The following is a 21,221-nucleotide window of genomic DNA, read 5'->3' on the forward strand; positions in this document are numbered from 1 at the left end:
GAAATCTCAGCTAATGAGCAAAACCATAATCATTCAGACCATAAAGATGATTGTACACCATTTTGTGTATGTGTTTGTTGCGGTTCTATGATTGCAATGCCTTATTCGCCAACTTTAGTTAAAGGCAAAGTGGATATATCTACGGACCTTCTTTTCCACTACAAATTCGATTATTCCTTTGATTACAGCGAAGGAGTTTGGCACCCGCCAGCCCATAGTTAAACCACTTTTCAAGGGACAACTATGCCCTTTTTTATCATAGTCAAGGTTTAACTTTTTTATAAAAATCAAATATTAATGTTCGATAATATTATCGCTTATTCGGTAAAGAATAAGTTTGTTGTAGGGCTTTTTGTAGCAGCCCTCATAGTTTGGGGATTATTTTCTCTCAAACAGCTACCCATAGATGCTGTACCTGATATAACGAATAATCAAGTACAGATCATTACCATTTCGCCTACCCTTGCTACGCAAGAAGTAGAGCAATTTATTACTACTCCCGTAGAGCTTGCCGTGCAGAGTTTGCAAAAGACAGAAGAAATACGGTCTATCTCTCGTTTTGGCTTATCCGTAGTAACCGTAGTTTTTGAAGAGGATTATGATATTTATTTGGCTCGCCAATTGGTAAATGAAAAACTCAAAGAAGCTGAAGAAGATATTCCCAATGGTTTAGGCACTCCCGAGATGGCTCCGCTTTCAACTGGCTTAGGAGAGATTTATCAATACGTAGTCCGACCCGAAGAAGGGTTTGAAGACAAATATTCACCAACAGAACTAAGAAGTATTCAAGATTGGATAGTTACCCGTCAGCTTTTAGGAATAGAAGGTGTAGCAGAGGTTAACTCAATGGGCGGCTTTCTGAAACAGTATGAGGTGGCAGTAAATCCAAATCTTCTGAAATCTTTAGGTATAAGCATTACAGATATATTTTCGGCATTGGAAAAAAGCAATGAAAATACAGGCGGAGCATACATAGAAAAAAACTCAAATGCCTACTATATCCGTTCAGAAGGATTAGCTAAATCTTTAGACGACATTGGAAACATAGTAGTAAGTGATGCAAGTAATATCCCTGTCTTGGTAAAAGATGTGGCTACTGTTCAATATGGCAAAGCTCCTCGTTATGGAGCATTGGTTAGAGATGGTGCAGAAGTCGTTGGCGGTAAGGTAATGATGTTTAAAGGTGCAAATTCTGCACAAGTAACAGAATTAGTAAAAGAGCGAGTCATTCAAATCCAAAAATCATTACCCGAAGGAGTAGTTATTGAACCTTACTTGGTAAGAGATAAATTGGTGAGTACTGCCATAGGTACAGTGAAAAAGAACCTCATAGAAGGTGGCTTAATTGTCATATTCATTTTGGTTTTGCTATTAGGAAATTGGCGAGCAGGTCTAATTGTTGCTTCTGTCATTCCATTAGCTATGCTCTTTGCTGTTTCAATGATGAACTTATTGGGTATCTCGGCTAACTTAATGAGTTTAGGAGCGATTGATTTCGGGCTTATTGTAGATGGTGCAGTAATTATTGTAGAGGCTATAGTTCACCGATTGCAAGTCAGTAAAGCAGGAAAAGTATTGTCCCAATCCGATATGGATAGTGAAGTGATTACCTCTTCTCAAAAAATAAGAAGTTCGGCTGCCTTTGGCGAAATTATTATTCTAATGGTCTATATACCAATATTGGCATTAGTTGGTATTGAAGGTAAAATGTTTAAGCCTATGGCTCAGACAGTAATGCTTGCCATTGCAGGAGCATTGATTTTATCATTGACCTATGTGCCAATGATGGCTGCCTTGGTGCTCAAGAAAAAAGTAGTGAATAAAGAAACCTTTGCAGATAAGATTATTGCATTTTTTCAAAGAGGCTATACTCCCATACTCAATGCAGCACTTCGTTTTAAGACCGTCTTTGTGAGTGTTACGGTGGTAGCTTTTCTGATAAGTCTATTTGTGTTCAGCAGAATGGGTGGGGAGTTTATTCCTACCTTAGAAGAAGGCGACTTGGCTATGCAGCATATTCTACCACCGGGCAGTTCACTTTCTCAAAGTGTAGAAACTGCCAAGATGATACAAAACAAACTCTTAAAAGACTTTCCAGAAATAGAAGATGTGGTGGCCAATATTGGTTCTGCAGAAATTCCAACCGACCCAATGCCTGTAGAAATTGCAGATTATGTATTGGTAATGAAACCTAAATCAGAATGGACTTCTGCCACCAATAGGCAGGATATGTTTGAAAAATTAGAAGAGTCACTGCATAGTATTCCTGGCGTAGGGTTTGAATTTTCTCAGCCTATACAATTACGTTTTAATGAATTAATGACAGGCTCTAAGGCTGATATTGCCATAAAACTATTTGGTGAAGACTTAGACCTATTATTTCAAAATGCAACAAAAGCTGAAAAAGTAATTAAGCAAATTGATGGTGTTGCTACCGTAAATGTGGAGCAAACTATTGGTATGCCACAGGTAATGGTGAAATACGATTATCAACGAATGGCACAATACGGATTACACATTCAAGAAGTAAACCAAGTGATCCGTTCTGCCTTTGCAGGAGAAAAAGCAGGTACTATTTATGAAGGAGATAAACGATTTGATTTAGTCATTCGCTTAAATGAAGAGAATAGGAAAGGAATAGAAGATGTAGAAAACCTTTTTATTACACTCAACAATGGTAGTCAAATTCCTCTCAATAATGTGGCTAATATAGATTTGATAAATGCTCCTATGCAAGTGTCCAGAGAAAACACCAACAGAAGAATTGTCATAGGAGTAAATGTGGGAAATACAGATGTAGAATCACTGGTTGAAAAGATTCAATCAGAATTGGATGCTAAAGTTCAACTTCCTTCTGGCTACTATTTCACTTACGGTGGTCAGTTTGAGAACCTCAAAGCCGCCAATGCACGGCTTTCAATTGCCGTGCCTATGGCACTGGCTCTCATATTCATTCTGTTGTATTTCACTTTTGGCTCAGTGGCTCAAGCAGGGTTGATTTTTACAGCCATTCCTTTATCTGCCATTGGTGGTATTTGGGCTTTACAGCTAAGAGGGTTGCCTTTTAGTATATCAGCAGGCATTGGTTTCATTGCCCTTTTTGGAGTGGCAGTACTTAACGGGATAGTTCTTATTGGTTATTTCAATCAACTCAAAAAAGAAGGTATGATAGACATAAAAGAAAGAATAATTACAGGAACAAGGGTACGATTAAGACCCGTAATAATGACGGCAGCAGTGGCCTCATTGGGTTTTCTCCCAATGGCTATTTCTACTTCGGGTGGTGCAGAAGTACAACGACCTTTGGCTACAGTGGTCATTGGCGGTTTGCTTACAGCAACCTTTTTAACCTTAGTAATATTACCCATTCTTTATTTGTGGTTAGAAAAATGGAAGGAAAGAAAATCAAATGGTTCAGCCCTAACTAAAGGCGGTTCTATAGCCTTGCTCTTGATATTTGGTATCTCCTTTTCAGCACAAGCTCAAAATAAACCAATTGATTTGGATAGTGCTATTACTATGGCATTGACTAATCACCCCAATATAAAAGCTGCCTCATTGGACGTAGAGAAAAACCAATCATTACAAAACTTAAAATACAATTTAGGTTCAACAGATATTTCTTATCAAGGTGATGGCTTATTTGATACGCAATTTGGTCAGCAAGTAAATCAAATTGGTATAGTACAGAACTTTCCGAGTCCAGGTGTTACCAAGGCACAGAATAATTTGCAAGATGCCTATGCCAATCAGAGTGCCACGCAGAAACAAATCACTGAAAACGAACTCAAATGGAAAGTGAAGCAAATTTACTATGACATTCAGTACAAGAAGGAGTTAGAGAAGCTATACGCCAGTCTTGTTTCCACCTACAAAGAATATCATAGAAAAGCAACAGTAAGAGTACAGGCAGGAGCTGCAAATCGCATTGAGTCACTCACACTGCAATCTAAATGGCAAGAATATGAGTTGTTATTAAACCAAGTAAAAATAGAGCTTGCTAACTTAAATAAGCGGTTTCAGTTATTGCTCAATACGTCTGAATTAGTCACTACGGCAGATAGCCTCGTTACCACTAACTATTCCAATCAAATAGATACCATTACTAATCCACTTCTATTGCAGAGTCAACAGGCAATAATGATAGAATCTGCGAAGGTAGAGGTGATGCAATCTGAACTTAAACCCAGTTTCAATGTCGGATATGCTGCACAAAATTTTAACCAAGGTGGTTGGCTTAATGCGGCACAAGTAGGTGTATCTATTCCATTATTTAATGGACAGACAAAAAAGCGAATTGATGCTCAAAAGATGCAAATAGATATTGGTAACTATCAGTATCAGAGTAAGCTACTTGGGTTACAACAAGACCAGTTAGAAGTACAAAACACCTTAGCCTTATACAAGGCTGGTGTTGATTTTTACAAAAACCAAATCGAAACCATTAATCCAGATATTGTAAGAATTAGTGAATTGAATTACCAAGCAGGAGAAATTTCTTACTTGGAACTATTAAACACCTTACAGTTAATGGCAACTAACAATAAAAATTATTGGGAGCAGATTGTAGCTTACAACAAAGCTGTAGCTGACTTTCAATTTCTTACAAACCAATAAAAGATAATATAATGAATAACATAAAATATATAATAATAACATTTTCAATAGTACTTGTATTGTTTTCTTCCTGCGGCCAAAAACACAGTGAAGGTGATGGTCATAATCACGGCACAGAAGAGAATACACATTCTGAAAGTGATGAGCATAACCACGGTGAAGGTGAAGAAGAACACAAGGAAGGATTATTTCTATCAAAAGACCAGGCGGAAACCATAGGATTAGAATTTGGGGATCTATCTTCTATAAAAGTAAATGACTTTGTAAAAGCAACAGGTACATTAGGATTACCTCCCAATGCACTTTCTTCTGTATCTGCCAAAACCAATGGTATAATCAAAGGCACTAAAAAGTTTGTAGAAGGAAACTATATCAAAAAGGGTACAGTTATAGCCTATTTAGAAAACCCAGACTTTATTGTTACACAACAAGATTATTTAGAAGCTAAAGCACAGCTCAACCTAAAGCGTTTGGAAGTTGAACGACAAAAAACATTGGTAGAATCCAATGCGGGAGTTACCAAAAACCTTCAAAATGCACAAGCAGAGGTGGCCGTGCTGGAAGCTAAAACTCAAGGTCTTGCCAAGCAGCTTTCATTTTTAGGTATATCCACTTCCAACCTATCGCCCGGTAACATAAGGCAGCAGATAGCAATAGTAGCTCCTATGAGTGGCTACATTTCTAAAATAAGTTTTCACAATGGTATGTATGCCCAGTCTTCTATTTCTTTAATGGATATTATTTCTTCGGAGCATTTACACTTAGAGTTAGATGTTTTTGAAAAAGATATAGCAAATATTAAGATAGGTCAGAAAATAAGCTACACAGTCCCTGCACTTGGTACAACTATATATTACGGTAGTGTTGATGTAATTGGAAAAGAATTCAACTCAAGCTCTAAAACGGTACGTGTACACGGCCATTTAGACGGAGTGAAACCCCAATTCTTAAAAGACCTCTTTATAAATGCGAAGATATTTCTTACAGATGCAGAAACTACTGCACTACCCGAAGATGCCATTATCAAAGACGGAGAAAACAGTTATATCTATGTAGCTCGTAGTCAAAAAGATGCAAAGGAAATAGAATTTGAAAAAATCAATATAATTCCAGGCTCTACAGAAAATGGCTACACAGCTGTAAAATTGATAGACGATATTCCAGAGGGTATGCAAATAGTCACTAAGGGAGCCTATTATGTATATGCTCAATCAAAAGCAGGAGAATTAGAACACGAACATTAAACCAAACATTATGTACTTATTTATATTTTTTATCCTTTATTTTTTCTTAGTATTTGTGCTAAGGTCCTTTCTACTTTGGAAAAAAACCAAGGTCAATCCACTCACATTTAATAAAGGAGATGATGCCCACGGTTACAATGGGAAAGTCTTTGGTATTATTTCAATCATAGAGCTTTTTATAGTTTCCATTTATGCCTTTATCCCAAGTTGGCATAAGTTTCTTATGCCCTTTTGGTATTTAGAAAATGAATACTTCGTTTATGTAGGTTGGGCTTTGCTTATAATCTCATTGCTATTTGTATGGTTTGCACAGGGAAATATGAGAGAGTCTTGGCGTATTGGAATAGATGAAGAAAACAAGACAGCATTAGTAACAGATGGTTTTTTCTCTTTCTCACGTAATCCTATTTTCTTAGGTATTATGATAGCCAATATTGGATTGTTTTTAGTATTGCCTAATGCTTTTACTCTATTAATTATAGCCCTTTCTACGGTTAGTATCAATACGCAAATCAGATTAGAGGAGGAATTTCTCAAAAAGGAATTTGGCAATCAATACATAGAGTATCTAAGCAAAGTAAACAGATGGATAACAATTTAACACTAATCAACACAACAAAGATGCAGAATAGAAAAAAAAATCGTAACTTCGCAAGAATAAGAATGAAGAAAATAATTTACATACTAACATTGCTTCTACTCGTGATACCTGCGAGTAATGCACTTGCTTGTGGTAACTCTACCACAGACAAAAAAATGTCCTGTAGTAAATCGAACAATGACCACGACAGCGAAAAAAAATCTTGCTGTGATTCAAGTGATGAAAATGGCGACAATGATTGCAACGGAAAATGCAATGACAAAAATTGTCATTGTCCCGTTAGTGTAAATATTCCCATTCCTGTTAACAATTTAGTGGTATCTCTTAATCCACTTATTTATGTTGAATCAAACACTTGGGCTTATGTGCAAAGCATACCCAAAGACGTTTATCTTCCTATTTGGCAACCGCCCAAAATAAGCTAACATATATACTTGACAGCCATAGGTGTGTCTTGTCGGTACAAGCCAACAACAGCTTGTAAACTATAGCTTATTTAATAATTTAAAATTTTATACAATGAACTTAACAATAAAATTGTTGGTAGCCTTAATGGTACTATCAACCACAGCGTGCAATGCACAAAAAATTAAAAATCAAAAAACAGAAACCGTACATATATACGGAAACTGCGGAATGTGTAAAAACACTATTGAAACTGCAGGAAACATAAAGAAAGAAGCCAAAGTAGAATGGAATAAAGAAACCAAAATGGCTTCCATTACTTACGACAGTTTGAAAACAACAAGTAGTGAAATCTTAAAGCGAATTGCTTTGTCAGGGTATGACAATCAGCTTTTTATGTCGCCAGATGACACCTACAATAATCTACCAAATTGTTGCCAATATCAACGTGCTAAAAAAGATGTAAGCACCACCGAACCAATGTCAGAAATGACAGAAAATCACAACCAACATTCTCATTCCGATACGATGAAAATGACCAAAACCAAATCTGAACCAAAGGAAGAAATCACAAAAACGAATGATTTAAAATTGGTTTTTGACGATTATTTCACATTGAAAAATGCATTGATAGAATCTGACGGAAATCTTGCTTCAAGCAAAGCAAATGCCTTGGTAAAATCATTGGAAAGGGTACAAATGAACGACTTAGAAATGGATGTGCATATGGTTTGGATGAAAGTGATGAAAACACTAAAAACTGATGCTCAAAACATAGCCAACAGTCAAGACGAAAAAGTACAACGAACATACTTTATTTCGCTATCAGACAATATATACCAACTGCTAAAAGTAGCAAAATATGAAGTGCCTGTATATTATCAACATTGCCCAATGGCGAATGATGGCAAAGGTGCCAATTGGTTAAGCACAGAAAGTGCGGTAAAAAATCCGTATTACGGTTCTATGATGCTCAACTGCGGTAAAGTAGTAGAAACCATTGATTAAAAATAAGGGCGAAATGCCTCGGCATTTCGCCCTTTCTTAAAAATTAAAAAAATGAAACATACATATAAAATAGCAGGAATGACCTGTACCAGTTGCGAAGCAAAAGTAAAATCTGCTTTGCTAATGGTAGAAAATATAACGTCTGTTGAAGTTTCAAAAGACAATAATTCTGCCACCATTACTATGGATAAACACGTCCCAATTGCTGCCTTGCAAAACGTATTGGATGATAAATATAAAATAACTGCCGAACAGCATAATGAAGCCACCGAAGAAGTAAAATCTTGGTTGGAAACTTACAAACCTATCTTACTTGTTTTCGCCTACATTTCAGGAATTACCCTATTGATACAGACAAAAAACGAAAGTCCAAATTGGTCTGAATGGATGCGTCATTTTATGGCAGGATTCTTTTTGGTATTCTCGTTTTTCAAAATGCTGAACCTTAAAGGATTTGCAGACAGCTACAAAATGTATGATGTAGTTGCCAAAAAATTTCCTGCTTGGGCAAGCATTTACTCCTTTGTAGAACTGGCATTAGGTATTGCTTACTTGGTCAATTTCAACCCAATGATTACCAATGCAGTAACATTTGTTGTAATGACCGTTAGCATAATTGGTGTATTACAATCGGTACTCAACAAACGTAAAATTCAATGTGCTTGTTTAGGGGCAGTTTTCAATTTGCCAATGAGTACAGTAACCATTATTGAAGATGCACTAATGATTGCAATGAGTGCTTTTATGTTATTTCAATTCATTTAAAAATCAAAAAAGATGAAAAATTTTATAAATGGGTTGATCGCATTCATAGCATTGTTTTCAACCACTTCGCTTTTGGCCCAAAAAGTAGTAAGATACGACTTAACGATTACTGACACCATTGTAAATTATTCGGGAAAAGACAAACGAGCCATAGCTGTAAATGGACAGATTCCAATGCCTACGCTAACTTTTACCGAAGGCGATACTGCCGAAATTGTAGTACACAATCAATTAAAAGAAAGTACCTCTTTGCATTGGCACGGCTTATATCTTCCCAATAAAGAAGATGGAGTTCCGTATTTAACGCAAATGCCTATAGAACCAGGCGAAACTTTTACCTATCGTTTTCCTATTATTCAAAACGGAACGCATTGGTATCATAGCCACAGTGGTTTGCAGGAGCAAATTGGAATGTATGGTTCGCTGATTTTAAAAAAGAAAAAAGACGACCCTACTTTAAGAAAAGGTATTGATGATGTACCGCAGGTTCCCATTATTTTAAGCGAATGGACAGACATAAAACCAGAAAATGTACATAGAATGTTACACAATGCAAACGATTGGGGTGGTATTAAAAAAGGTACAGTGCAAAGTTATTCAGAAGCCATAAAAGCAGGTCACTTCAAAACCAAATTAGGCAATGAATGGAAGCGAATGTTAGCAATGGATGTGAGTGATGTCTTTTATGATGCCTTTTTGATAAACGGGAAAACCGAAAGTCAATTATCTCAATTTAAAGGTGGCGAAAAGGTTCGACTTCGCATTTCAAATGGTGGTGCTTCGTCTTATTTTTGGCTTAATTGGGCGGGTGGAAAAATGACTGTTGTTGCGAATGACGGAAATGATGTAGAACCAGTAGAAGTGGATAGATTAATTATTGGTGTTTCTGAAACTTACGATGTAATTGTTACCATTCCAAAAGATGGCTTGTCCTATGAATTTTTGGCTACGCCAGAAGACCGAACAAAATCGGCTTCCATTTATTTGGGAAATGGCAAAATTCAACTAAAAAGTAGAATGCCAAAACTCAAATATTTTGAAGGAATGAAAATGATGAATGATATGATGAATATGGATGGCAGTATGGACGATATGGGAATGAATATGAGCAATCAACAAATGGATATGAACACCGTTATGTATCCTGAAATAACAGGTGGTTCTAACAAAAAGTCCAAGAAAATGAAAATGGATGAACCAATGGAACATTCTAATCATTCGCCAAACAATTTACAGAATATTATAACTCTTAATTACGGAATGCTAAAAGCACCACAACCAACCAACTTACCCAAAAATGCCCCTGTGAAAGAACTACGCTTTGAATTAACAGGAAATATGAATCGCTATGTTTGGAGTATGGACAATAAGGTGCTTTCAGAAACGGATAAAATTTTAATAAAAAAGGGAGAAAATGTTCGTATTGTGCTGTACAACAATTCAATGATGCGACACCCAATGCACTTGCACGGTCACGACTTTAGAGTACTAAACGGACAAGGCGATTATGCACCACTTAAAAACGTGTTGGACATTATGCCTATGGAAACCGACACCATAGAGTTTAATGCTAATTTAGAAGGTGATTGGTTTTTTCATTGCCACATTTTGTATCATATGATGGCAGGAATGAACCGAGTTTTTTCTTACGAAAATCAAGCACCCAATCCATATTTACCCAATAAAAAATGGGCGTATAAAAAACTGCAGAAAGAAAGTAACCAATTTCATTTAATGGCAGAAAACGATTTTGCTACCAATGGTAATGATGGAATGATGATGCTGCAAAATACACGATGGAGTATTGGAACAGAATGGCGATTGGGGTATAATGACCACCACGGCTATGAAACTGAAACCCATATTGGTCGCTATATTGGAAAAAATCAGTTTTTTATGCCATTTGTTGGTTTTGATTGGCGGTATAGAAAATTAGGTATCGATGAACACGAAAAAAATCTTTTTGGACAAACCAACACTAAAGACCAACGAGCCTTAGCAAGTTTAGGATTCGTTTATACCTTACCTTGGTTGGTTAATTTTCAAGCAGAAGTTTTTCAAGACGGTAATATTCGTTTACAGTTAATGCGAGAAGACATTCCTATTACACCGAGATTACGTTGGGCATTTATGGTTAATACAGACAAGGAATATATGACAGGATTTAAGTATATCGTAACTCGGAACATAGCCCTTTCAACCCATTATGACAGCGATATGGGTATTGGGTTTGGTGCAACATTTAATTATTAATCATTTTAAGATGACTACTAAAAAACACATACACCAGTATGATAGCAACGGTAAACAAATCTGTTGCTCATTAGAGGAAAAAATAGATGCAAAGACGCCACCGCCTCTGTTGAATACAGCACATAGTATAGATGATGGACACGACCACTCTCACGATCATTCTCAAGGTAGCGATAGTATTTGGAAGGAATATCTGCCAGCAATTATAAGTTTTGCCTTATTAATTTCTGGTATAGCAATGGATTACTTTGATGTTGCCTTTTTTAATGATTGGGTAAGATTAGTTTGGTATGTTGTGGCATACATTCCTGTAGGTTTTCCAGTAATAAAAATGGGATTCAATGCTTTAAGAAAGGGAGAAGTTTTTACAGAATTTTTCCTAATGAGTATTGCTACCATAGGTGCTTTTGCCATTGGTGAATATCCCGAAGGAGTTGCAGTAATGTTATTTTATGCGGTTGGTGAATTATTTCAAGGTGCAGCAGTAAGAAGAGCTAAAGATAATATCAAAGCACTTTTAGATGTAAGACCCCAAATTGCACATATCCTAAAAAATGGAACTTTCGAAACAGTTCACCCTGAAGAAGTAACGATAGGTGATACGATACAAGTAAAAGTAGGAGAGATAATACCCTTGGACGGGAAATTGCTGTCAGATAAAGCAAGTCTCAATACAGCCGCTATTACGGGTGAAAGTAAACCACAAAGTATCTTACAGAATGAGAATGTCTTAGCGGGTTCTATAAATATGGAAGGTGTCATTGAAATTAAAGTCACTAAAATTTATAAAAACAGTTCGATTTCAAGAATTTTAGACTTAGTTCAAAATGCCACTTCTAAAAAGGCAAAGACAGAATTATTGATTAGAAGATTAGCCAAAATTTATACGCCCATTGTTGTATTCTTAGCCGTATTGGTGTGCTTTCTTCCTTACTTTTTTGTTGATACTTATGTCTTCCAAGATTGGTTATATCGTGCATTAATTTTCTTGGTGATTTCTTGTCCTTGTGCATTGGTAATCTCTATACCATTGGGCTATTTTGGAGGTTTAGGAGCAGCTTCCAAAAACGGTATTCTCTTTAAAGGAGCAACCTATATGGATAAGCTAAAAGAAGTGAATACAATGGTAATGGATAAAACAGGAACCGTTACCAAAGGTGTTTTTAAAATCAGCAAGATCAAAACTTTTGGCAATTGGTCTGAGGAATCTTTAATGCCATTACTCTTATCTATTGAATCTAAATCTACTCACCCTATAGCGAAAGCCATTATGGAATATAAATCAGACGTTCCAATAAAAGAAGCTACTGAAATTAAAGAAATAGCAGGAAAGGGATTGACTGGTTTAGTTGAAGGGAAAAACGTAGTGGTTGGCAATCACAAATTGATGCACCAGTTCAATATTACTACTCCACCCGAAATTGAAGAAATAGTAGAATCAAACGTATTGATTGGAATAGACGGAGAGTTTGCAGGATTTGTAACCATTGCAGATGAAATAAAGGAAGATGCTAAAGAAACTATTAAAGCATTTAAAAAAGAGGGTATTAATTACATAATGATGTTATCGGGAGATAAGAATAGTATTACTCAAAAGGTGGCCAAAATACTCGGTATTTCAAAAGCAAAAGGCGGTTTGCTCCCAGAAGATAAATTGAATGAAGTAGAGCTACTTAAAAAAGACCCCACAAAAACAGTTGCTTTCATTGGAGATGGTATCAATGATGCTCCTGTATTGGCAGCAAGTGATGTTGGTATTGCTATGGGTGCAATGGGAAGTGATGTAGCTATTGAAACAGCAGATGTTATTATTCAAACCGACCAACCCTCAAAAGTGATAACAGGAATTAAAATTGCTAAATCGACTCAAAAAATCATTTGGCAAAATATCTTCTTAGCTTTTGGAATAAAAATCATTGTACTTATAATGGGAGCAGGTGGATTAGCTACTATGTGGGAAGCCGTATTTGCAGATGTAGGAGTAGCATTATTAGCAATATTAAATGCAGTAAGATTACAAAGAATGAAGTGGTAAATCTTAAATTTATAAAATTGATACTACAAATTAAAAATATGGTCTGTCCTCGATGCTTGAGTAGTGTACGAACTATTCTTGATGATATGCAGATAGAATATAATCAGATAGAATTAGGCATTGTCGAATTAAGTAAAGAGATTACCCATAAGCAAAAGGAAAAACTTTCTGAAAAACTTCAAACACAAGGTTTTGAATTACTGAGCAGTAGAGAATCTAAAATCATTAATTCGATAAAGTCCTTCGTGATTAACAAAGTCCATTATTTAGATAGCAGTCAGCGTTCAAGTTATAATCTATCTGATGAACTCAGTAAGGAATTGCATATAAGCTACTCAAAATTGAGCAAAACGTTTTCTCGTGTCGAAGGTATTACGATCGAGCATTATTTTTTACAGCAACGAATTGAGAAGGCAAAAGAATTATTGAGCTATGGAGAAAAAACCATTTCTGAAATAGCTTTTGACTTGGGTTACAGTAGCACCGCTCACCTTTCAGCTCAATTCAAAAAGATTACCGGAATGCCGCCTTCGGCATTTAAAAAAATCACAAAGAATCGGAGAAAGTCGCTGGATGACATTTGATATTTCCAAATAATATAAAGAATTGCCAAAACGTTATAATTGATAATCCTAATAAATTTAGTACCTTTGTAAACAATGACAAGAAGTCTTTCACATAGAATTACCGCCATTTCAATGGCTTTGTTGATGATGCTATCGTCAACGGGATTCTCTATGGATATTCACTATTGTCAAGATCAGTTAAAGAGTGTCAGCTTATTAGGTAAAGCTAAATCCTGTCACGAAAAGCAAGAAACGCCACCTTGTCATAAGATGAAGAAGTCTTGCCACCACAAAGAAGATAACGTAAGCAAAGCAGATAAAGATAACTGCTGTCATAATGAAACGGTTGTCATAGAGAAAACAGATTTGGATGCCACGGCTACCCAAATGGCAACCGTTCAGGATATACAGATTGACTTTGTAGCTGCTTTTGTTGCGGTTTATGTCTTTAACTACAGCGTGCAAGCTGACTATCAGCAGTATGCACAATACAAACCACCCTTGCCAGATAGAGACGTTCAGGTACTCTATCAGACTTTCTTGATTTGATTCATTCATTTTCATTGATACTTCATACCGCTATTTGGCAGTATGAACCTATTTCTATTTGTAAAATTTTAAGAATGAAAATGAATAATGTTAAATCAAATAATCAAATTTTTTATAGACAATAAACTTGTCGCTTGGCTTCTATTGCTGCTATTTATCGGCTGGGGCGTAGTTACCGCACCCTTTGATCTTGGTGTAGATAGCCTACCCCGTGATCCCGTTGCGGTTGATGCCATACCAGATATTGGTGAAAACCAACAAATCGTTTTTACTAAATGGATGGGAAGGTCTCCGCAAGATGTAGAAGACCAAATTACATATCCGCTCACAACGTCTTTGTTGGGCATTCCGGGGGTCAAAAGCATTCGTAGTAATTCAATGTTTGGCTTCTCCAGTATCTATGTAATTTTTGATGAAGGTGTAGAATTCTACTGGAGTAGAAGTAGAATACTTGAAAAGCTAAACTCACTTCCATCAAACCTCTTACCCGATGATGTACAACCCACCTTAGGCCCTGATGCAACTGCTTTAGGACAAATCTATTGGTACACCTTGGAAGGTCAAAACGAACAAGGAAATCCTACCGGTGGGTGGGATCTGCACGAATTACGATCAATTCAGGATTTTTATGTAAGGTTTGGTTTATCATCCGCTTCTGGTGTTTCAGAAGTAGCCTCTATAGGTGGCTTTGTTCAGGAATATCAAGTGGATGTTATACCGGACAAAATGAGAGTGTATGGCATTACCCTTAATCAGGTAATGAAAGCCATAAAAGAAAGCAACTTAGACATTGGTGCTCAAACACTGGAAATCAATCTTGCCGAATATTTTGTCAGGGGCTTGGGATATGTAAAATCAGTAGAAGATATTGAAAATGCTGTGGTCACAGCCACCGATAATGTACCCATTCGCATTAAGGACATTGCCGTAGTAAATATTGGTCCAGCTACTCGTAGGGGAGTTTTAGACAAATCAGGTGCAGAAGCTGTTGGTGGCGTGGTAGTAGCAAGATATGGAGCAAATCCATTAGAAGTAATTAACAATGTAAAGGCTAAAATTGATGAAATAGCTCCAGGATTACCTACTAAAAAATTAGCCGATGGCACAGTTTCACAAGTGACAGTTGTCCCATTCTATGATAGAACAGATTTGATCAATGAGACTTTAGGCACTTTAGAAGAAGCATTGGGTTTAGAGATACTTATTACAATTATAGTGGTGATTCTGATGTTACTCAATTTAAGGTCGTCATTGTTGGTGGCGGGTTCACTTCCAGTGGCTGTTTTAATGTGCTTTATCGCAATGCGATACTTTGGTGTCGATGCCAATATAGTTGCTTTATCAGGTATTGCCATTGCAGTTGGAACGATGGTCGATATGGGAATTGTCCTTACGGAAAGTATGATCACACATATCAAAAAAGCTCCACCAAAGCAATCCATTTCAATTACGATTTACAATGCCACCACCGAAGTTGCCTCAGCAGTTATTACAGCAGTAGCTACTACGGTTGTAAGTTTCTTGCCGGTGTTTACTATGGTAGCCGCAGAAGGTAAACTATTCAGACCATTGGCATTTACTAAAACCTTTGCCCTTATAGCTTCGATAGTTGTAGCTATTACCATAGTCCCGCCATTGGCAGCTCAGTTGTTTGGGATTAAAACAAAGTCAAAATGGCTGTCTTTTGGCTATAATATTGGATTGGTGGTATTTAGCATTTTCCTATTATTTGGTCAGTTCTATTATTTAGGCATAATTGGCCTTGTAGTTGGGATCACTGGAATAATTAGTTACTGGCTAAAATCATTTCAGAATGGAAAATTCCATTCCTATTTTGAAATAGCAAGAAACATTGTCTATGCCCTGCTGGTTGCTTGGCTTCTCGCCAAAATATGGATGCCATTGGGTGTTACAAAAACTGTACTTACCAATTTTCTATTTGTTTCATTTATTTCAGGTATATTAATCGGAAGCTTTTATATAGTAATTCATTTCTACGAAAGGATTTTACGTTTCCTACTTAGAGTAAAGTTGTTATTCCTGTTACTCGTTGGCAGCCTAATTTTCTTTGGCATTCAAATCGCAAAAAATACAGGTCAGGAATTTATGCCTGCCTTAGATGAAGGGTCATTTTTACTGATGCCTACTTCGATGCCACATTCAGGTATGCAAATGAATGTGGCAAACCTTCGGGCTTTGGATATGGCTGTTACAGCTATACCAGAAGTGGAAACAGTAGTTGGAAAAGCAGGCCGGGTAGAAAGTGCTTTAGATCCAGCTCCAATGTCAATGTATGAAAATGTAATTCTGTATAAATCGGAATATATGACCAATGCGGATGGTCACCGTTTGAGATTTAAGACAGATAAGAATGGAAAATATTTGTTGTCAACAGGTGGGGCTATCGAATATGAAAAAGCTCTATCAGGTGGCATTCAAATCAGCGATTTAGTACAAGATGATAAAGGGTCGTATTTCCGCCAATGGAGAGAGCACATACATTCTCCAGATGATATTTGGAACGAAATTGTAAAGGCCACTAATCTTCCTGGTGTTACGTCAGCACCAAAACTGCAACCCATAGAAACACGATTGGTGATGCTACAAACGGGGATGCGAGCACCAATGGGCATAAAAGTAAAAGGTTCAGATTTAGAGACCATAGAAGCATTTGGCTTGGAATTAGAAAAGCATTTGAAGAAAGTAGATGGAGTAAAAGCACCTGCTGTATTTGCAGAGCGAATTGTAGGTAAGCCCTATATGCTGTTTGATATTGACCGAGAAAAAATAAGCCGATATGGATTATCAATAGTAGATGTACAGAAACAGTTGCAAGCTACGGTCGGTGGTATGGTAATGACTTCTACTGTGGAAGGTAGAGAGCGATACGGCATTCGTTTACGCTATCCAAGAGAACTGAGAAACGACCCTCAAAGCCTTAATAATATTCTGGTTTCCGCACCGAATGGATTGCAAATTCCATTGGATGACCTGGTAGAAATAAAATACGAACAAGGACCTCAAGCAATAAAAAGCGAAGATGGTTTTTTAGTTGGATATGTACTGTTTGATAAAGAAGTAGGCTTTGCAGAAGTGGAAGTAGTTAACAATGCACAGAACTATTTACAAAATAAAATAGATAATGGCGAATTGACATTACCAGCAGGAGTCAATTACAAGTTCGCAGGAAATTATGAGCAACAAGTCAGAGCTAACAAACGGCTATCCATTGTCATCCCTATTGCACTGGCTTTAATTTTTCTAATTCTTTATTTCCAATTCAGTTCTATTACTACTTCACTGATGGTATTCTCAGGTGTGTTTGTAGCATTCTCAGGGGGCTTTATTATGATATGGTTATATGGTCAGCCCTGGTTTATGGACTTTGACATTTTGGGAACCAATATGCGAGACCTGTTTCAAATGAAATCCATTAATCTCAGTGTAGCAGTTTGGGTCGGTTTTTTAGCCCTGTTCGGTATTGCTACGGATGATGGCGTTTTAGTCGCTACATTCTTAAAAGATAGTTTCAAACGAAATACACCCGCCACAGTTCGTGAGATAAGAGATGCGGTTGTAGAAGGCGGTTTACGCAGGGTAAAACCAGCAATGATGACCACTGCTACTACCATTTTGGCTTTACTGCCGGTGCTTACTTCCACAGGTCGTGGGGCAGATATAATGCTACCAATGGCCATTCCTTCTTTTGGTGGAATGACTTTACAAGTGATTACGATGTTCACTGTTCCCGTTCTGTATTCCTTATGGAAAGAAGCACAACTGAAATTTTCTAAGAATACTCAAATGTTAAAAGATGAAAACTAAATATATAGCAATACTGCTTGCTTTAATGGCTTCGACCTTTACGGTCAAAGCACAGACTTTGGACAGTCTGCTAAAAAAAGCGTATGATAAAAATCCGGCATTAAAGGCATTACAATTAGAATACGAAGCGGCCTTGCAAAAAGGACCACAGGTCAGTCAACTACCAGACCCAACTGTTGGTGTTGGAGTTCCAATTCTTCCAGTAGAAACCAGATTGGGGTCGCAAAATCTCATTATCTCAGCCAGTCAAATGTTTCCTTGGTTTGGAACACTAAAGGCAAAGGAAGATGTCGTCTTGACAATGGCAAAATCTAAATACGAACGAATAGCTGCTGAACGATTAGACATAGATTATCAGATCAAAACAGCCTTCTTCAATCTATATCTATTACAGGAGCAGCAAAAAATCATTCAAAAGAACATTCGCATTTTCGAAACCATTGAAAAGGTGGCCTTGGCAAAAGTAGAAAGCGGAAAATCTATTGCTTCTGATGTGCTCACAGTTCGGATTAAAGTAGCAGAACTGAAACAGCAAATACTAATTCTTGAAGAACGAAAGCAAGGCTTTTCAGCAAGTATTAATAAAGAGATAAATAACCCAATTACTGATACCATTCAAGTCGATACCACCAAAATCACATTAGCTGAATTAGCCTACGACTTAGAGCAAATCAAACAAAAGATTGAATCAAATCACCCATTGATTAAACAACTGGATTGGAATATAGAAGCCTCAAATAAAGCACTTGATTTAAATGCCTTGGATGGGAAACCTACTTTCGGAATAGGCATAGATTATGGTTTGGTAAATGGCAGAATCGATGCCATTCCGGCAAACAATGGGAGAGATATTCTTATACCCAAAGTAATGGTCTCTATACCAATTTACCGTAAAAAATATACGGCTAAGAAGCAGGAAGAAGAACTAAAACAGCAAGCTTTTGAACTTCAAAAAGAAAGTTTGACCAATCAAATGATGAGCAGCATTCAGGGCTATGAATCGGAATACGAAAGTGCAAAATTGATGTATGAGTTAGCTAATAAGCAAATTGAAATATCGAATAGTGCTTATGACATACTCTTAACGGATTATAGCAGTAAAGGAAAAAGATTTGACGAGTTGATGAAGTTGCAAAGTGACATAAACCGCTATGAAATAGCCATTGTTAACGCCATAGTGCAATCCTACTTAGCCAAATTTAAAATAGATCGTTTAACGGATTTCTAAAATGAATGAAATGAAAAAATATAATATATATATCGTTGCCATTATAGCCGTTGGAATTGGCTTACTACTGGGTTGGTTCTTGTTTAAGAATACTACTCCAATTGTGCAAGACCACAGCGAACTTAATTCAGTCAAAACAGAAGCAGAAATATGGACCTGCTCAATGCACCCGCAAATTCGTCAAAATGAACCAGGCGATTGTCCCATTTGCGGAATGGATTTAATTCCAGCCAGTCAAGCAAGTAGTGATAGTGAAATAGGTTTTCAAATGACCGCTGATGCTATCAAATTGGCTAATATTCAAACAACTATTATTGGCAAGACTGAAGGATCTGATGGAGCTGCCCTAAAACTCAATGGCAAAATACAAGCCAATGAAACAAAATCTGCCAGTCTGGTTTCTCATATTCCGGGAAGAATAGAAAAACTATATGTAAGCTATACCGGTGAGCAAGTAAACAAAGGTCAGAAGATAGCAACGATCTACTCACCAGAACTAATAACTGCTCAAAAAGAATTGTTAGAAGCTCAGAAAATACAAGATATAAGCCCCGGCCTTTTAGCAGCAGCCAGGAACAAGTTGAAGTATTGGAAAATCGGAGATCAGGTAATACAAGACATTTTGAGTTCCGGTACTATACGAGAGAATTTTAGTATTTATGCCGATCATTCAGGAGTCGTAAATCAAAAAAGAGTAGCTGTTGGAGATTACCTTTCAACAGGCGAAGTGCTATTTGATGTGCAAAATTTGTTTAGCCTATGGGCTTTATTTGATGTGTATGAAAATGACTTACCAAATGTCAAAGTTGGCCAAACCATAAACTTTACAACTCCTTCAACACCCAATAAAATATTCAAAGCCAAAATCACTTTTGTTAATCCGGTTATTGACCCCAATACAAGAGCGGCAACCATAAGAGCTGAAGTGAGCAACACCACCGGAAAGTTGAAACCTGAAATGTTCATAACAGGTGAATTAGCGACTTACAAAAAATCAAATGTGCTTACAGTTCCTAAATCAGCGGTCTTGTGGACAGGACAGCGTTCAGTGGTTTATGTAAAAGTTCCTGATACAGACATTCCTTCATTTGAATACAGGGAAATTGAATTGGGTGAAGCCAATCAAACAGGATATAATGTTATTAGTGGCTTAGAATATGGAGAAGAAGTGGTGACCAACGGAGCGTTTGTAATTGATGCTTCCGCTCAATTAAATAATCAAGCAAGTATGATGAATAAAAATGTGATGGCTAAAAATACTATTCACTCAAGCCACCTTCCCGACTATACTGCTAATACACCCACAGCATTTAAGGAGCAACTAACAACGTTGGCAGACACATACTTCGCAGTAAAAGACGCTTTGGTTGAGAGCGATAGTGAGAAAGCCATTGAAGCAGCAAACGGAGTGCTCAATAGAGCAGCAAAAATAGATATGTCTTTGGTGAAAGACAAAGCACATATCTATTGGATGGAACAATTAAAAGCCATTCAATCACACGGAAAGAAAATAACCGAAACAAAAGACATTGAAGAACAACGAAAACAGTTCGATTTTCTCTCTCAGGCACTCATTAAATCTATAAAAGTATTTGGTATTGCTAATGATACTTTTTATGTACAACATTGCCCAATGGCGAATGACAATGAAGGAGCAGATTGGCTGAGTAAACACGAAAAAGTGCTTAACCCATATTTCGGAGATAAAATGCTGACCTGTGGAACAGTACAAGATACAATAGACATAAACTTCAAAAACCCACCGATGCAAGAGCAGTCAAACGTTCAAATCAATTTACATAATCATTAATTATTCACAATTTAAATTTTATTACAATGAAAAAATCAAAATTCAAATTTCTAATCGTAGCACTATTTGCTATAGGTCTCACACTTACTTCGTGCGGCAACAAATCAAACAATTCCACCCAAACTGAACAATCAGAAAAGCAAGGAAAGGAATACACTTCAGCCTATGTATGTCCGATGCACTGCGAAGGAAGTGGCAGTGATGAAGCAGGTAAGTGTCCGGTTTGTGGAATGGACTATGTAAAAAATGAAAACCATAAAAAAGACGGGCATAAACATTAAGTCTATTCCAAATGATGTAATTCTTAACCAATAC

Annotated in this window: 14 protein-coding genes; all 14 read left to right on the plus strand. The window is 36.9% G+C overall.

Annotation, left to right across the window (positions count from 1 at the left end; genetic code table 11):
* The first annotated feature begins 297 nt into the window (after positions 1 to 297).
* Positions 298 to 4,617 (plus strand): CusA/CzcA family heavy metal efflux RND transporter, encoded by a 4,320-nt coding sequence (locus H6607_02175; GenBank protein ID MCB9261168.1) that lies wholly within the window; start codon positions 298 to 300, stop codon positions 4,615 to 4,617.
* Between the two features lie 11 nt (positions 4,618 to 4,628).
* Entirely contained in the window at positions 4,629 to 5,861 is a 1,233-nt protein-coding gene (locus H6607_02180) for an efflux RND transporter periplasmic adaptor subunit (GenBank protein ID MCB9261169.1), read from the plus strand.
* A gap of 10 nt (positions 5,862 to 5,871) precedes the next feature.
* Entirely contained in the window at positions 5,872 to 6,462 is a 591-nt protein-coding gene (locus H6607_02185; protein MCB9261170.1) for an isoprenylcysteine carboxylmethyltransferase family protein, read from the plus strand.
* 62 nt (positions 6,463 to 6,524) lie between these two features.
* Positions 6,525 to 6,887 carry a hypothetical protein gene (locus H6607_02190; GenBank protein MCB9261171.1) on the plus strand — a complete coding sequence of 121 codons (363 nt, stop codon included), beginning with the start codon at positions 6,525 to 6,527 and terminating at the stop codon, positions 6,885 to 6,887.
* A gap of 94 nt (positions 6,888 to 6,981) precedes the next feature.
* Positions 6,982 to 7,875 carry a DUF3347 domain-containing protein gene (locus H6607_02195; GenBank protein ID MCB9261172.1) on the plus strand — a complete coding sequence of 298 codons (894 nt, stop codon included), beginning with the start codon at positions 6,982 to 6,984 and terminating at the stop codon, positions 7,873 to 7,875.
* A gap of 51 nt (positions 7,876 to 7,926) precedes the next feature.
* Positions 7,927 to 8,640 (plus strand): heavy-metal-associated domain-containing protein, encoded by a 714-nt coding sequence (locus H6607_02200; GenBank protein MCB9261173.1) that lies wholly within the window; start codon positions 7,927 to 7,929, stop codon positions 8,638 to 8,640.
* A gap of 12 nt (positions 8,641 to 8,652) precedes the next feature.
* Complete coding sequence (locus tag H6607_02205) at positions 8,653 to 10,893, plus strand: multicopper oxidase domain-containing protein (GenBank protein ID MCB9261174.1); 2,241 nt, start codon at positions 8,653 to 8,655, stop codon at positions 10,891 to 10,893.
* 10 nt (positions 10,894 to 10,903) lie between these two features.
* On the plus strand, positions 10,904 to 12,928 hold the full coding sequence (cadA, locus tag H6607_02210) for a cadmium-translocating P-type ATPase (GenBank protein MCB9261175.1): 2,025 nt from the start codon (positions 10,904 to 10,906) through the stop codon (positions 12,926 to 12,928).
* Positions 12,929 to 12,966: 38 nt separating this feature from the next.
* The gene (locus tag H6607_02215) at positions 12,967 to 13,512 is read left to right on the plus strand and encodes a helix-turn-helix transcriptional regulator (protein ID MCB9261176.1); all 546 of its coding nucleotides are present in this window, start codon (positions 12,967 to 12,969) and stop codon (positions 13,510 to 13,512) included.
* A gap of 252 nt (positions 13,513 to 13,764) precedes the next feature.
* A complete protein-coding gene (locus tag H6607_02220; GenBank protein MCB9261177.1) occupies positions 13,765 to 14,043 on the plus strand; it encodes a hypothetical protein in 279 nt (92 codons plus the stop codon).
* Positions 14,044 to 14,130: 87 nt separating this feature from the next.
* A complete protein-coding gene (locus H6607_02225) occupies positions 14,131 to 17,868 on the plus strand; it encodes an efflux RND transporter permease subunit (GenBank protein MCB9261178.1) in 3,738 nt (1,245 codons plus the stop codon).
* Positions 17,858 to 19,096 (plus strand): TolC family protein, encoded by a 1,239-nt coding sequence (locus H6607_02230; protein ID MCB9261179.1) that lies wholly within the window; start codon positions 17,858 to 17,860, stop codon positions 19,094 to 19,096. Before H6607_02225 ends, H6607_02230 begins: the two co-directional genes overlap by 11 nt.
* Positions 19,097 to 19,106: 10 nt before the next feature.
* Positions 19,107 to 20,906 (plus strand): efflux RND transporter periplasmic adaptor subunit, encoded by a 1,800-nt coding sequence (locus H6607_02235; GenBank protein ID MCB9261180.1) that lies wholly within the window; start codon positions 19,107 to 19,109, stop codon positions 20,904 to 20,906.
* 26 nt (positions 20,907 to 20,932) lie between these two features.
* On the plus strand, positions 20,933 to 21,187 hold the full coding sequence (locus tag H6607_02240; protein MCB9261181.1) for a hypothetical protein: 255 nt from the start codon (positions 20,933 to 20,935) through the stop codon (positions 21,185 to 21,187).
* Positions 21,188 to 21,221: the final 34 nt, after the last annotated feature.

Source organism: Flavobacteriales bacterium (assembly GCA_020635395.1).
Classification (GTDB): domain Bacteria; phylum Bacteroidota; class Bacteroidia; order NS11-12g; family UBA9320; genus UBA987.